15 protein-coding genes are annotated in these 13978 nt (G+C 69.7%); 13 read left to right on the top strand and 2 right to left on the bottom strand.

Annotated features, from left to right (window positions below; all coding sequences use genetic code 11):
* The first annotated feature begins 59 nt into the window (after nt 1-59).
* The 12 genes from AB0L91_RS22545 to katG all read left to right on the top strand — a co-directional run bounded on the left by AB0L91_RS22545 (nt 60) and on the right by katG (nt 12138).
* A complete protein-coding gene (locus tag AB0L91_RS22545; protein WP_355280301.1) occupies nt 60-377 on the top strand; it encodes a nuclear transport factor 2 family protein in 318 nt (105 codons plus the stop codon).
* Nucleotides 374-1528, top strand: a complete 1155-nt coding sequence (locus AB0L91_RS22550) for an alkaline phosphatase family protein (protein ID WP_357350244.1) — start codon at nt 374-376, stop codon at nt 1526-1528. Before AB0L91_RS22545 ends, AB0L91_RS22550 begins: the two co-directional genes overlap by 4 nt.
* Before the next feature lie 65 nt (nt 1529-1593).
* Nucleotides 1594-1908: a hypothetical protein gene (locus tag AB0L91_RS22555; RefSeq protein WP_355280297.1), complete on the top strand. Its 315-nt coding sequence runs from the start codon at nt 1594-1596 to the stop codon at nt 1906-1908.
* Nucleotides 1909-2039: 131 nt separating this feature from the next.
* Complete coding sequence (locus AB0L91_RS22560; RefSeq protein ID WP_355280295.1) at nt 2040-3287, top strand: transcriptional regulator; 1248 nt, start codon at nt 2040-2042, stop codon at nt 3285-3287.
* Nucleotides 3288-3374: 87 nt separating this feature from the next.
* Complete coding sequence (locus AB0L91_RS22565) at nt 3375-4892, top strand: aldehyde dehydrogenase family protein (protein ID WP_357350247.1); 1518 nt, start codon at nt 3375-3377, stop codon at nt 4890-4892.
* On the top strand, nt 4892-5299 hold the full coding sequence (locus tag AB0L91_RS22570) for a DUF779 domain-containing protein (protein ID WP_355280293.1): 408 nt from the start codon (nt 4892-4894) through the stop codon (nt 5297-5299). The genes AB0L91_RS22565 and AB0L91_RS22570 overlap by 1 nt, the downstream gene beginning before the upstream one ends.
* 217 nt (nt 5300-5516) lie before the next feature.
* Nucleotides 5517-7859 (top strand): nitrate- and nitrite sensing domain-containing protein, encoded by a 2343-nt coding sequence (locus tag AB0L91_RS22575; RefSeq protein WP_365012890.1) that lies wholly within the window; start codon nt 5517-5519, stop codon nt 7857-7859.
* A 1-nt stretch (nt 7860) separates the two neighbouring features.
* Entirely contained in the window at nt 7861-8268 is a 408-nt protein-coding gene (locus AB0L91_RS22580; protein ID WP_019047390.1) for a roadblock/LC7 domain-containing protein, read from the top strand.
* 11 nt (nt 8269-8279) lie between these two features.
* Complete coding sequence (locus AB0L91_RS22585; RefSeq protein WP_357350251.1) at nt 8280-8654, top strand: DUF742 domain-containing protein; 375 nt, start codon at nt 8280-8282, stop codon at nt 8652-8654.
* Nucleotides 8635-9240 carry an ATP/GTP-binding protein gene (locus AB0L91_RS22590; protein WP_218722350.1) on the top strand — a complete coding sequence of 202 codons (606 nt, stop codon included), beginning with the start codon at nt 8635-8637 and terminating at the stop codon, nt 9238-9240. The genes AB0L91_RS22585 and AB0L91_RS22590 overlap by 20 nt, the downstream gene beginning before the upstream one ends.
* A 223-nt stretch (nt 9241-9463) precedes the next feature.
* Nucleotides 9464-9898 (top strand): Fur family transcriptional regulator, encoded by a 435-nt coding sequence (locus tag AB0L91_RS22595; RefSeq protein ID WP_355280285.1) that lies wholly within the window; start codon nt 9464-9466, stop codon nt 9896-9898.
* An 11-nt stretch (nt 9899-9909) separates the two neighbouring features.
* Nucleotides 9910-12138, top strand: coding sequence for a catalase/peroxidase HPI (gene katG / locus AB0L91_RS22600; RefSeq protein WP_355280284.1), 2229 nt, complete (start codon nt 9910-9912; stop codon nt 12136-12138).
* Between the two features lie 58 nt (nt 12139-12196).
* Here the strand turns inward: katG and AB0L91_RS22605 are convergent, their stop codons facing one another.
* On the bottom strand, nt 12197-12655 hold the full coding sequence (locus AB0L91_RS22605; RefSeq protein WP_355280283.1) for an SRPBCC family protein: 459 nt from the start codon (nt 12653-12655) through the stop codon (nt 12197-12199).
* A 58-nt stretch (nt 12656-12713) separates the two neighbouring features.
* Nucleotides 12714-13124, bottom strand: coding sequence for a nitroreductase family deazaflavin-dependent oxidoreductase (locus AB0L91_RS22610; protein ID WP_355280281.1), 411 nt, complete (start codon nt 13122-13124; stop codon nt 12714-12716).
* A 111-nt stretch (nt 13125-13235) separates the two neighbouring features.
* Between AB0L91_RS22610 and AB0L91_RS22615 the strand changes: the two genes are divergently transcribed.
* Nucleotides 13236-13952: a metal-dependent hydrolase gene (locus AB0L91_RS22615; RefSeq protein WP_355280280.1), complete on the top strand. Its 717-nt coding sequence runs from the start codon at nt 13236-13238 to the stop codon at nt 13950-13952.
* The last annotated feature ends 26 nt before the right edge of the window (nt 13953-13978 follow it).

Here is a 13978-nt window from a genome sequence, read left to right on the forward strand (position 1 = left end):
CGCTCACCTACAGTGGGGTGCACCGTCATCCGTCGTGTGTCACCCGAGCAGGAGAGCCGATGTCTGCCACCGCGAAACTCGATCCCGTGGTCGAAGCGTTCGTCGACGCGCTCAACGCCCAGGACACCGACCGCTTCTACGGCGTGCTGACCGAGGACGCGACCATGTCCGACGACGGGGTCGAACGCGATCTCGCGCAGTGGACCGAGGCCGAGATCTTCAGCAGCAACGGCCGACTGGCGGTCGAGTCGGTCGACGGTGACGGCCTCGAGCTCACCGCCGACTACACCAACAGCCGCTGGGGCTCGATGCGGACCACCTGGCGGTTCGTCCTGCGCGACGGACTGATCAGCCGATTCGAAACCGGACAGGCGTGAACGACCAACTCTTGCTGACCCCGCGCTACGGCGAGTCCTCCCTCGCCGACCTCCTTCCTTCGGCCCTAGCCTGCCTCGGCGTCGACGGCGAGACCGACCGGCTCGGCCTCGATCTCGACGTCGACCACGTGTGCGTGCTGCTCGTCGACGGGCTCGGCGCGCAGGCGCTGGCCGAGCACGCCGACATCGCGCCGTTCCTGTCGAGCCTGCCGCCCGCCACCATGACCGCGGGCTTCCCGAGCACCACGGCCACCAGCCTCACCACCCTGGGCACCGGCCTGCCGCCGGGCGAGCACGGCATCGTCGGCTATCTGCTGCGCCTGCCCGAGGAGCAGCGGCTGTTCAACAGCCTGCGCTGGCAGCTCAACGGCGCCGGCCCCAAGATCGACGCCCTCGCCACCTTCCCGCCGGAACGAATCCAGCCGCACCCCACCGTCTTCCAGCGCGCCGCCGCCGCGGGCGTCGCCGCGATCCAGGTCGCGCCCGGCTACCAGGACGGCTCGGGCCTGACCAGAGCCGGGTGGCGCGGCGGCGGATTCCGGGCGACCTTCTCCGTCGGCGACCTGATCGACGGCGTGCTCGACGCGCTCGGCTCGGCCCCGAAAACCCTGGTCTACACCTACCATTCGGAACTCGACACGACCGGGCACGCGCGGGGTCCCGCCTCGCGGGCCTGGCGCTTCGAGCTCGCCCACGTCGACCGGATCGCCGCCGAACTGGCCGCGCGCCTGCCCGCCCGCTCGGCGCTGATCGTCACCGCCGACCACGGCATGGTCGAACTCACCGAGCGGATCGACTTCGACACCCACCCGCACCTGTCCGCGGGCGTCGCCGAGCTCGCCGGCGAACCCCGTGCCCGGCACGTCTACACCGCCGACGGCGCGACCGCCGATGTGGCCGACACCTGGGCGGACGTGCTCGGCGCCGACTTCCTGATCCACACCCGCGCCGCGGCGATCGAGGCGGGCTGGTTCGGGCCGACGGTCACCGCCGAATCCGCCTACCGGATCGGCGATCTGGTCGTGGCGGCGCGCGGGGACGCCGGGGTGATCCGGTCCGGCGCCGAACCGCTCCAGTCGATGATGGTGGGCCATCACGGCTCGCTCACCGCCGCCGAACTGCTCGTTCCGCTGCGGATCCACCGCGGCTGAGACCGACCGCCTAGGCTGGAGCCCACTCGACGCGCACCCGCGCGGCGCGACCCTCAGGAGGAACCATGCACGCCACCACCCGAACCGGTGCCGTCGCCGTCGGCGTCGCGGTGCTGGCGGCACTGGCGAGCGGCTGCGCCGAGGTCGAGAAGGTGCTCAACCAGGGCGGCGACACCACCTGCCGCGACTACATCAACCAGGAGTCCGACACCAAGCGGATCACCATCGCCAAGGCGATGGAGGAGCGCAACGGCTCCGCACCGTCGGGCGCCCAGGTCGACTCGATGATCGTGCAGGTCGACCTGCTGTGCGCGGGCCAGCGCAATATCGACACCCCGATCAAGAACGCCGACATCCCCGGGCTGTTCCTGAACAAATAGCCGGCCACGGCGGCGTCAAGCCGCCACGACAGGGCATGCACCGGCGACCCGGTCGTCCTCCGGGAAACGGTGCACACCGCGGTGGCCCAGCTGATAGACAGGTAGGCGCCACCGACGAGCAGGGAGTGAACGTGGGCGCACACGACGACCCGATCGCCGGCTCGCCCAGGCCGGACCGGCTCTCGGACTATCGCGGCGCGCTCGAGAAGCAGTGGAACAAGCTGGCCGCGCCCTCGCGCCCGCTGCACTTGCCCCGCGACACCGGGCCGGTGCGCGAGGAGGTCGCCAAGTCGTGGCAGCGGTCGCTGCACACCGTCGACCCGGCGCAGACCGTCGCCCCCGGTTTCAACGACATCAGCGACCGCTGGTCGGAGTCGCCGCTGCGCAGGCCGGTCACCGAACTCGCCGGGCAACTGCGCGGCATGGCCGAGGAATCCGGCTATCTGGCCGTCGTCAGCGACGAATCGGGCACCATCCTGTGGACCGCGGGCGATCGGACCCTGCGCCGCCAGGGTGAGGCGGTGAACTTCGCGCCCGGCGGGGTGTGGGACGAGAGCCACATGGGCACCAACGGCCTGTCGCTGGCGCTGCACGACGACAAGGCCGTCACCGTCTTCTCCGCCGAACACCTGGTCGCCGCGCTGCACGGCTGGGTCTGCTACTCCGCGCCCATCCACGGCCCCGACGGCCGACAGGTGGGTGTCCTCGATCTGTCCTCCACCTGGGAACGCTCCCATCCGATGGTGATGACCTCGGTGCGGGCCCTGGTCACCGCGGTCGAGACGATGCTGCGCGCCGAGGCGCCGGCGCCCGCCCCCGGCGTCCGGCTCGAATGTCTCGGCGCCGCACGGCTGTTGCGCGACGGCAGGCCGGTGCCACTACCGCCGCGCCAGCTGGAGATCCTGGCCCTGCTGGCGCTCGAACCCGAGGGCTACACGCCCGAACAACTGCACGCCGCGGTCTACGGCGACCGCGCGGTGTCGCTCAACACGCTCAAAGCCGATGTCTCGCACCTGCGCCGGGCCACCCGCGGCGAGATCGCCAACCGGCGCTACATGCTCACCGGTCCGGTGTCCTGCGACGCGGTCGACCTGCTCGCCGCGATCGAGGGCGGCGACCTCACCTCCGCGCTGTGGCTCTACCGCGGGCCGCTGCTGCCCGGGTCCGACCTGCCCGGTGTCGAACAGTGGCGCGCGCACCTCGACGTGGGCATCCGCAACGCGGTGCTCAACAGCGACCGGGCCGAGCACGCCGTCGCCTTCGGCCAGCGCTGCCCCGGCGACATCGCGATCCACGAGCACGCGCTGCTGCTGCTCCCCCGCGACGACGTCCGCAGGGCCGTCGTCACGGCCCGCCTGTACACCGCACGCCAGGGCTGACCTGGGCGAACTCGCTCACCAACCTCGTACCAACCTTCGCCGACCATAGTGTGTTCCACCACGCAGAGGTCGCGAGGAGCGAGACGCATGATCTACGGCAAACCCGGATCGGATACCGGCATCGTCAGCTATGCCGCCCGATACGACAACTTCATCGGAGGTGACTGGGCCGCCCCCATCGAAGGCCGCTACTTCGACAACACCTCGCCGGTCGACGGGGAGATCTTCTGCGCGGTGGCCAGGTCGACGGCCGCCGATATCGACATGGCCCTCGAGGCCGCGCACCGCGCCACCGACCGCTGGGCCGCGACGCCGGCCGCCGAGCGCGCCGACATCCTCACCAAGATCGCCGACCGGATCGAGAACAGCATCGAGCCGCTGGCGGTCGCCGAGACCTGGGACAACGGCAAGCCGGTCCGCGAGACCCTGGCCGCCGACCTACCCCTGGCCGTCGACCACTTCCGCTACTTCGCCGGCGTCCTGCGCGCGCAGGAGGGAACGATCTCCCAGATCGACCCCGACACCGTCGCCTACCACTTCCACGAGCCGCTCGGCGTCGTCGGTCAGATCATCCCGTGGAACTTCCCGATCCTGATGGCCGCCTGGAAGCTGGCGCCGGCGCTGGCCGCGGGCAACTGCGTGGTGATCAAACCCGCCGAGCAGACACCCGCGTCCCTGCTGCTGGTCGTCGAGCTGATCGCGGACCTGCTACCGCCCGGAGTCCTCAACGTGGTCAACGGCTTCGGCGTGGAGGCGGGCAAACCGCTGGCGCAGAGCCCGCGGGTGGCCAAGATCGCCTTCACCGGCGAGACCACCACCGGCCGGCTGGTCATGCAGTACGCGAGCGAGAACCTCATTCCGGTCACCCTCGAACTGGGTGGCAAGAGCCCGAACATCTTCCTGCCCGACGTGATGGCGGCCGACGACGACTACCTCGACAAGGCCGTCGAGGGCTTCGTGATGTTCGCCCTGAACCAGGGCGAGGTGTGCACGTGCCCGTCACGCGCGCTGATCCACTCGTCGATCTACGACGAATTCCTCGCCCGCTGCATCGCCCGCACCGAGGCCGTCGTGTCAGGTCATCCACTCGACACCGAGACGATGATCGGCGCGCAGGCCGGCAACGACCAGTACGAGAAGATCCTGTCCTACCTGGACATCGGCAGAGCCGAAGGCGCCCGCGTGCTGACTGGAGGGGAAGCACGCAAGGTCGACGGACTGCCGGGTGGGTACTACATCGAACCCACCATCTTCGAGGGTGAGAACACGATGCGGATCTTCCAGGAGGAGATCTTCGGACCGGTGGTCGCGGTGACCCGTTTCGACACCGTCGACGAGGCCGTCCGCATCGCCAACGACACCCTCTACGGCCTCGGCGCGGGCGTGTGGACCCGCGACATCAACACCGCTCATCGACTGGGCCGCGGCATCAAGGCGGGCCGGGTCTGGACCAACTGCTACCACGCCTATCCCGCGCACGCCGCGTTCGGCGGTTACAAGAAGTCGGGGTTCGGCAGGGAGAACCACGCCATGATGCTCGGGCACTACCAGCAGACCAAGAACCTGCTGGTCAGTTATTCGACCACGAAACTCGGGATGTTCTGATGCAGAACCGGATCCACCGTGTGGAGATCACCGAACGCGCCCAGACCCTGTTGCGCCGGTTGATCGAGGACAACGGCCCGGTGTTGTTCCGCCAGGCGGGCGAGTGCGGTGACGACGACGTCGCGCCGGTGTGCCTGTCCGCCAAGCAGTTCCCGATCGAGAAGGCCGACGTGCTGCTGGGCAGGCTCAGCTGGCACACCGAGTTCTGGATCAGCCCCGAGCAGTTCGAATGCTGGAAGGACACCCACCTCACCGTCGACGCGGTGCGCGGGCAGGCCAGCGCCGAATCACTGGAAGCGGGCCAGGGCATGCGTTTCGTGCTGCGCGCCCGCCAGCTCACCGCGGCGGAGAACGCGGCCCTGGCGGCCGCACCGCCCCCGCGAACCGGCGCCGACCGCACGCTGTAGCGGGCGCCCATCGACCTGACCTGGTAGGACCTTCCCGGCGCTGCCAGGTCACGGCGAGCCCCCGCCGACTGGGCCATCGCGGCTCAGCCGGCGGGGTGAGCTCGCCGTCTCCCGTGCCGGTCCGCACATAGCAAACACGTTCCGGCGCAAACCAAATCACGTCTCGCTCAGCGAGACATGCAGGTCAAGACTGCAACGATTCCGTTACGTTATAGCGATGTTCTTAGCGAGACTCGGTGTTCGAACCCGGATTCTGGCGATCGCTCTCATCCCCAGTCTCACGCTGGTGGTGGTCGGCGTCGGAACGGCGGGCTACCTGGTCGACGAGAGCAACAAGGCCGAGACCTGGGCCTCCGAGATGCAGGCGGCGGTTCCCTACACGCGCGAACTGATCGAGGCCGTGCAGTCCGAACGCCAGCTCACCCTGGCCCACCTGGCCGGTGACGAGACCGCCCAGCTCGCGCTCGCGCCCGCTCGCGCCCGGCTCGACGCCGCCTTCCGCGGCCTGATCGAGGTCTCGGCGGGCATCCGCGCGGTCGACGATTCCAACATCGGCGACGACAAGGGCGGATTCACCACGCTCGGTACGCATCTGGCCGGTGTGCGCGGTGGCGCCGACGCGGGCGTGCTGCCCGCCTCCGACGCGTTCATGTTCTACAACCGCCTGCTCGACGTCTTCACCGAGGGCACCAAGGTCGCCGAGCGCGCCGCTCCGGACGCCACCGTCGCCTCCGGCGTCGCCGAGGGCTTCCGCATGCTCAACGCCGCCGAGGCGATGTCGCGCAGTACCGCTCTGGCCATGCACATCGCCACCGCGGGCGGCCCGACCACCATCCCGGTCGAGGACTTCATCCGCCTCAGCGGCTTCTACCACGTCGAAGTCGCCAATCTCGCCGCCGAACTCGACGACACCAGGGGCGCCCCGATCACCGCGCTGATGGCCTCGCCGCAGTGGCTGCAGCTCACCGCGCTGGAATCCGCGCTCACCCAGCGGTTCACGACGCCGAGCGGCACCGGCACCTCGGCCAAGCCGGTCTCCACCACGGCGCCGCAGGTGAACATGACCGAATGGCAGACCGCGGCGGCCGACGTGAACCGGGCGCTGCTCGATACGTACGGCACGCACAACCGGTACGTCCAGAAGCTCGCCGAGGACACCGCGCAGCGCGCCGAGGTCACCGCGGCCATCGCCGGCGGCGGCGTGGTCGCGCTCAGTGTGCTGGTGTTCCTGATCGCGGTGATCCTGGCCAACCGGATCATCCGCCGCCTGCGCAGGCTGCGCACCGAAACCCTGGCCCTCGCCGACGAGCAGCTGCCCGCCACCATGCGCGCACTGCGCGAGGGCGGCGACATCGACGCCGTGCAGACCTCTCCCACCCTGGACTTCGGCAAGGACGAGATCGGTGAGGTCGCCCAGGCCTTCGAGCACGCCGCCTCGGCCGCGCTGCGCGCCGCCGTCGACGAGGCCCGCACCAGGGAGGGAGTGCGCGCGGTGTTCCTCAACATCGCCCACCGCAGCCAGATCGTGGTCCACCGCCAGCTCGAGATCCTCGACGAAGCCGAACGCCGCCAGGAGGATCCGGCGCTGCTGGAGACCCTGTTCCGGCTCGACCACCTGGCCACCCGCGAGCGCCGCAACGCCGAGAACCTGATCATCCTGGGCGGTGGCAGGCCCGGACGTCAGTGGCGCAAGCCGGTTCCGGTGATGGATGTCGTGCGCAGCGCCATCGGCGAGACGCTCGACTACGCGCGGGTGCGCGTCACCAAGCTGCCCGAGGTCGAGGTCGTCGGCACCGTCGTGGCCGACCTCGTGCACCTGCTCGCCGAGCTCGTCGACAACGCGACCGCGTTCTCCCCGCCGCAGTCGCGGGTCGAGGCGGGCGGCAACATCGTCGGCAAGGGCGTGGTCATCGAGATCACCGACCAGGGCATGGGTATGAGCCCCGAGGACCTGGCCCGCTACAACGACATGCTGGCCGATCCGCCGGACTTCGGTGTCGGCACGCTGTCCTCGGATTCGCGGCTGGGTCTGTTCGTGGTCGCCCGGTTGTCGACCTCGCACGGGGTCTCGGTGCGGCTCAGCGAGTCCGACTACGGCGGCATCCGCGCGATCGTGCTCATCCCGCTGTCGCTGCTGGCCGGCGACACCGACACCTCGATGATGCCGCCCGTCACCACCGGTCCGCTGCGTCGCGGGCTGCCCGCGCCCGCCCCCGAGCCCACCCCGATCGCCGCGATCGAGTCGGCTCCGGCGCCGAGTGCGGTGGCCACGCTGGTCGCCGAACCGCCCGCGCCGCCGCTTCCGGTGGCGACCGAGCCGGAGCTGCCGCCGGTGGAGACGCACGACGCCGACGCGCGACCGGCGCTGCCGCGGCGCCAGCGGCAGACCAACCTGGCGCCCGAGCTCACCGAGGAGCCGGCGGCGACCGAGCCGCCGCGCGCGCCGGAGCGGCCCCGCTCGGCCGAACAGGCGCGCGACATCATGTCCGCGATCGAGAACGGCACCCGGCAGGGTCGCAAACCACTGTCCCCTTCGAACAAGGACGAACAGGAAGGCTGAGGTGAACTCTTCCCACCCAGGTGATCTCAACTGGCTGCTCGACGATCTCGTCGACCGGCTGGCGGGGGTCCGCTACGCGGTCGTGCTGTCCACCGACGGGCTGCTGCTCGGTCGCTCCTCGCAGATGAAGCGCGAGGACGCCGAACACTTCGCCGCGATGTCGTCGACCCTCTACGGGCTCGCGCGCAGCGCGGGCAGCCGATTCGACGGCGGTGGCGTGCGCCAAGCGGTGATCGAGCTCGACCGCGCCGTCCTGTTCGTCACCTCCGCGGGCGACAACGCGTGCCTGGCGCTGCAGGCGAACGAATCGGCGAACCTCGGCATGGTCGCCTACGAAATGAACCTCACCGTGCAGCGGGTCGGCAGCTACCTGTCGACCGAACCGCGGCACGGACTGGCGGAGCTATAGGAAGCAGCACCATGACTCGACTCGGCGATCCGTGGTTCGACGACGCGGCCGGACCCCTGGTCCGCCCGTACGCGGTGACCCGCGGCCGCACCATGGGTGCGGCGCACGACCTGGACATGCTCACGGTGGTGGTGGCGGTGCATCCCGCCCCCACCCTGCGGCGCCCGGAACCCGAATACGCGACGATCGCACGGTTGTGCAAGCGCGCGCAGACGGTGGCCGAGGTCTCGGCCGTGCTGAAACTTCCTCTGGCGGTGACCAAGATCCTCGTCGGTGATCTCATCGGCGAGGGCCACCTCATCTTCCGGGCTCCGGTGGCGGCCGAGGCCGGCGCCGGAGACCTCAACGTATTGCGAGCGGTTCTGGATGGCATCCGAAAACTTTGACCCCACGGCACCGGGCGGGCAGCATCTGGCCGCCTCGGTGAAGATCCTCATCGCCGGCGGCTTCGGCGTCGGCAAGACCACGATGGTCTCCTCGATCAGCGAGATCGCGCCGTTGCGCACCGAGGAGCTGATCACCGAGGTCAGCACCGGCGTCGACGACCTGTCGGGGGTGGAGCAGAAGTCGACGACCACGGTCGCGCTGGACTTCGGCCGCATCACCATCGACCGCGACCTCGTGCTGTACCTGTTCGGCACCCCCGGCCAGGACCGGTTCTGGTTCCTCTGGGACGAGCTGTGTCGCGGCGCGCTCGGCGCGATCGTGCTCGCCGACACCCGCAGGCTGAGCAATTCGTTCGCGGCCGTCGACTTCTTCGAGCGGCGTGGCCTGCCGTTCCTGATCGCGGTGAACTGCTTCGAGGGCGCCCCGCGCTACACCGTCGACGAGGTGCGCGACGCCCTCGACCTCGATCCGAACACCCCCGTGGTGCTCTGCGACGCCCGTGACCGGCCCTCGGCCAAGGCGGTGCTGACCCACCTGGTCGAGTACCTCATCGAACGCGCCACCCGCACCCCGGTGACCACCTAGCGAACAGGTCCACCGGGGGGCGGTCCCGGCCGCTCTCCCGGGACCGCCGCAGCCGGTAGCTGCCGCTCAGCTATCCCCCCACCGAACCGCGGTGTTCGATCGAGAGCCACCGACGACGGCCTCCAGTGCCGCGCGCGCCCGATCCCGCGGCGCACAGATGTGGTCCGGGCCACTTGGCCGGAAATGCTTCCGCTGCCATCTGGAACGAGTAATAATCTGGAATGTGTCCACCACATCGGACTTCGAGCGCATGCTCCGCGCGGCTTCCCTGCGCGTCACGGCACCGCGTCTGGCGGTGCTCACCGCCGTGCACCAGCATCCGCACGCCGATACCGACACCATTCTGAGCCGGGTCAGGGACACCCTCGGCGCGGTGAGTCACCAGGCCGTCTACGACGTCCTGCGCGCCTTGACCACCGCGGGTCTGCTCCGGCGGATCCAGCCCATGGGCACCGTCGCCCGGTACGAGACCCGGGTCGGCGACAACCATCATCACCTGGTGTGCCGATCCTGTGGCGTGATTGTCGATGTCGACTGCGCAGTCGGCGATGCGCCCTGTCTGACCGCTATCGATGACACCGGTTTCGTCGTCGACGAAGCCGAGGTCATCTACTGGGGCCGCTGCCCCGACTGCACGACATCACCATCACTCTCCTGAAAGGATTCACCGTGCCCGAGGAACATCCACCTATCGCGGAAGCCAACACGGAACCCGGTGACAATGGCTGCCCCGTGACATCGGCCCGACCGTTCGCCTCCGCCGACGCCCGTGGCAGCAACCGTGACTGGTGGCCGCACCAGCTCAATCTCACGATCCTGCAGAAGAATCCGCCGGTGGCGAACCCGATGGACGCCGACTTCGACTACGCGGCCGAGTTCGCCACCCTCGACCTGGCCGCGGTGAAGCAGGACATCGAGCAGGTCATGACGACCTCGCAGCCCTGGTGGCCCGCCGACTTCGGCCACTACGGCCCGTTCTTCATCCGGATGGCGTGGCACTCGGCGGGCACCTACCGCGTCGGCGACGGCCGCGGCGGCGCCGGTTCGGGCATGCAGCGCTTCGCCCCGCTCAACAGCTGGCCCGACAACGCCAGCCTGGACAAGGCCCGCCGCCTGCTGTGGCCGGTCAAGAAGAAGTACGGCAAGAAGCTGTCCTGGGCCGACCTCATCGTCTACGCGGGCAATGTCGCGCTCGAGTCGATGGGCTTCCCCACCTTCGGTTTCGGCGGCGGTCGCGTCGACGCGTGGGAGCCGGAGGAAGACGTCTACTGGGGTCCGGAGAGCACCTGGCTCGGCGACGAGCGCTACACCGGCGAGCGCAACCTGGAGCGCCCGCTCGCCGCGGTCCAGATGGGCCTGATCTACGTGAATCCGGAAGGCCCCAACGGCAATCCGGACCCGATCAAGGCCGCGATCGACATCCGCGAGACCTTCGCCCGGATGGCGATGAACGACGAGGAGACCGCCGCGCTGATCGTCGGCGGGCACACCTTCGGCAAGACCCACGGCGCCGGCGACGCCGACCTGGTCGGACCGGAGCCCGAGGCCGCCCCGCTCGAACAGCAGGGCCTGGGCTGGAAGAGCAGCTTCGGCACCGGCGTCGGCGCCGACGCGATCACCAGTGGCCTGGAAGGCATCTGGAACAGCACCCCGATCACCTGGGACAACAACTTCCTGGAGACCCTCTACGGCTACGAGTGGGAGCTCAGCAAGAGCCCGGCGGGTGCCCACCAGTGGATCCCGAAGGACGGCGCCGGCGCCGGTACCGTGCCCGACCCGTTCGACGCCACCAAGAAGCGCACCCCGGTCATGCTGACGACCGACCTGTCGTTGCGGTTCGACCCGATCTACGAGCAGATCACCCGCCGCTGGCTGGCGAACCCGGCCGAGCTCACCGACGCGTTCGCGCGCGCCTGGTACAAGCTCACCCACCGCGACATGGGTCCGGTCGTGCGCTACCTCGGCCCGCTCGTCCCGTCCGAGGAACTGCTGTGGCAGGACCCGGTGCCCGAGCACACGGGCGCGCTGATCGGTGACACCGAGATCGCGACCCTCAAGAGCCAGATCCAGGCCTCGGGGCTCACGGTCGCGCAGCTGGTGTCGACGACCTGGGCGGCGGCCTCGTCGTTCCGTGGCAGCGACAAGCGCGGTGGCGCCAACGGCGGTCGCCTGCGGCTGCAGCCGCAGGCGGGCTGGGAGGTCAACCAGCCCGACGAGCTCGCGCAGGTCGTGCGGACCCTCGAGGGCATCCGGGAGACGTTCAACGCCACTGGCGGCGCCCAGGTGTCGTTCGCGGATCTGGTCGTCCTCGGCGGCGCGGTCGGCGTCGAACAAGCCGCGCAGGCCGCGGGCTACGACGTGACGGTGCCGTTCACGCCGGGCCGCACCGATGCCACCCAGGAGCAGACCGACGTCGAGTCCTTCTCGGCGCTCGAGCCCAAGGCCGACGGTTTCCGCAACTACCTGGCCAAGGATGCCCGCATCCCGGCCGAGTACCTGCTCGTCGACAAGGCGAACCTGCTCACCCTGAGCGCGCCGGAGATGACGGTGCTGATCGGTGGTCTGCGCGTGATCGGCGCGAACTACCAGCAGTCCCCGGTCGGCGTGCTGACCGCGGCGCCGGGCACGTTGACCAACGACTACTTCGTCAACCTGCTCGACATGGGCACCGAGTGGGCGCCGTCGGCGTCCGACGACAACGTCTACGAGGGCAAGGACAGCGCGACCGGCGCGGTCCGCTGGACCGGTAGCCGCGTCGACCTGGTGTTCGGCTCGAACTCGCAGCTGCGCGCCGTGGCCGAGGCCTACGCGACCGACGACGCGAAGGAGAAGTTCGTGCGCGACTTCGTCGCCGCGTGGACCAAGGTGAGCAACCTGGACCGGTTCGACCTGGCCTGATCGCTTCCGGCAGAACACCCCGCGACCCGCTCGGGTCGCGGGGTGTTCTGTTGCGGGATCAGGCCGTCTCGGCGACCTCGGCCAGCCGGTCCACCGACGCCAGCAGCTTGTCCGAGGTGGTGGCCTTGGCCCTGACCTCACGCAGTTCGTCGTGCAGCCGCGTCCAGTCGTAGGTGTGGGTCACCCGGGTGGTGGTCTCGTCGATCGGCTCCAGCTCCCAGCGCCACAGGTGCCCGGGCGGGGTCTTACCGCGCTCGGAGGGGTTCCACGCGATGCGGCGGCCCTCTTCGAACTCGACGATGTGGTTGTCGCGGTCGGCGCCGTTGGTCAGCGTCGTGGTGAACACGTCGCCGACGGCCGTGACCCGCTGTCCCGCCGCGGCTTCGGCGAGATTGTCGTTGCCGTCCCAGCGCGGTTGCTGGGCGGGGTCGGCGATCAGTTCGAAGAGGGCGGCGGCGCTCGCCGCGATCTCGCGGGAGGCGTGGACGATGCGGGGCGCGTCGGTGGTTTCGGTCACGGAGCCGATGAAACCAGCAGCTCACCCGCCCGGGCAAGGATTCGGCTCGAGCCCGCGCCTAACTCACGCGCGACACCGTGAACACCGGGATCACCCGGCTGGTCTGCTCGCGGTACTCGGCGAACCCCGGCATGATCTCGACCATCCGGTCGAACAGCGCGGTGCGCTCCGGGTCGTCGACGAGTTCGGCCTTACCCGTGAAGGTTTCGGTGGGCAGCTCGACGGTCAGCTCCGGATTCGCGACCAGGTTGTGGTACCAGGCGGGGTGCTTGTCGGCGCCGCCGTTGGAGGCGATCAGCACGACGCGGTCGCCGTCGGGCAGGAACACCAGCGGATTGGTGATCGCGCGGCCCGACTTCGCGCCGGTGGTGGTGATGATCACCATGTTGTCGCGGCCCTCGAACATGCCACCGACCCGGCCGCCGTTCGCCCGGAATTCGGCGATCACCTGGTCGTTGAATGCGCTCATCGTCGTCCTTTCGTCACTGCGGTCCCCTGCCCCAACCATCCTGGCGCGCCCCGCATTCCCGCCCGTCCTCGGCATATGCGCCGAGATGGTGACCTCGACTAACGTTGCGGAGTGCTTGGACATTCACACGCGACCAGTGGGGCGCTGGCCTGGGCGGGAACCGCCGCGGCGCTCCCGCTCACGGTCGCCGCTTTCCCCCTCTTCGACAGCGACACAACACGATTCGGGATCGCCGAACTGATCATGGGCACCCTGCTGACCGCGGGTGCCGCGCTGCTGCCGGACGCGGATCATCCGAGCGGAACCATCTCGCATGTACTCGGCCCGGTGTCACATCACCTGTGCCGCTTGATCTCCTGGCTCTCCGGTGGGCACCGGCACGGTACCCACTCGCTGCTGTTCGTCGTCGTCGCGGTCGCCGCCACCTGGGCGGGCGAGCACTATCTAGGCAGGCCGTTCACGCTGGGCCTGGTGTTCTTCCTGCTCGCGCTGGCGGTGCGGTCGCTGCACCTGTGCCCGCCGGGGAAGAGCGTGCGGACCTACGGCACCGTGATCGTGCTGGCCACGGCGGGCACCTTCGCGGTGGACCACTGGATCGTCGACCGGCCGGCCTGGCTGCCGATCTGCGTCGGCCTCGGCTGCCTCGCGCATCTGCTCGGTGACTGCCTCACCGACCGGGGCTGCCGCCTGCTGTGGCCGTTCCCGCTGCGGACCCGGGTGCCGCTGATCGAGCGGACCGGGAACCGGGTCGAGACCTGGGTCATCTCACCGCTTTTCGTGCTCGGCACGATGGGCGCGCTCTGGTACGCGATCATGCATCGACCGTGAGCTGACCCGTCGCGAGGACGGCGGGA

It is taken from the genome of Nocardia sp. NPDC051833, assembly GCF_040681225.1.
In the GTDB taxonomy this organism is placed as follows: domain Bacteria; phylum Actinomycetota; class Actinomycetes; order Mycobacteriales; family Mycobacteriaceae; genus Nocardia.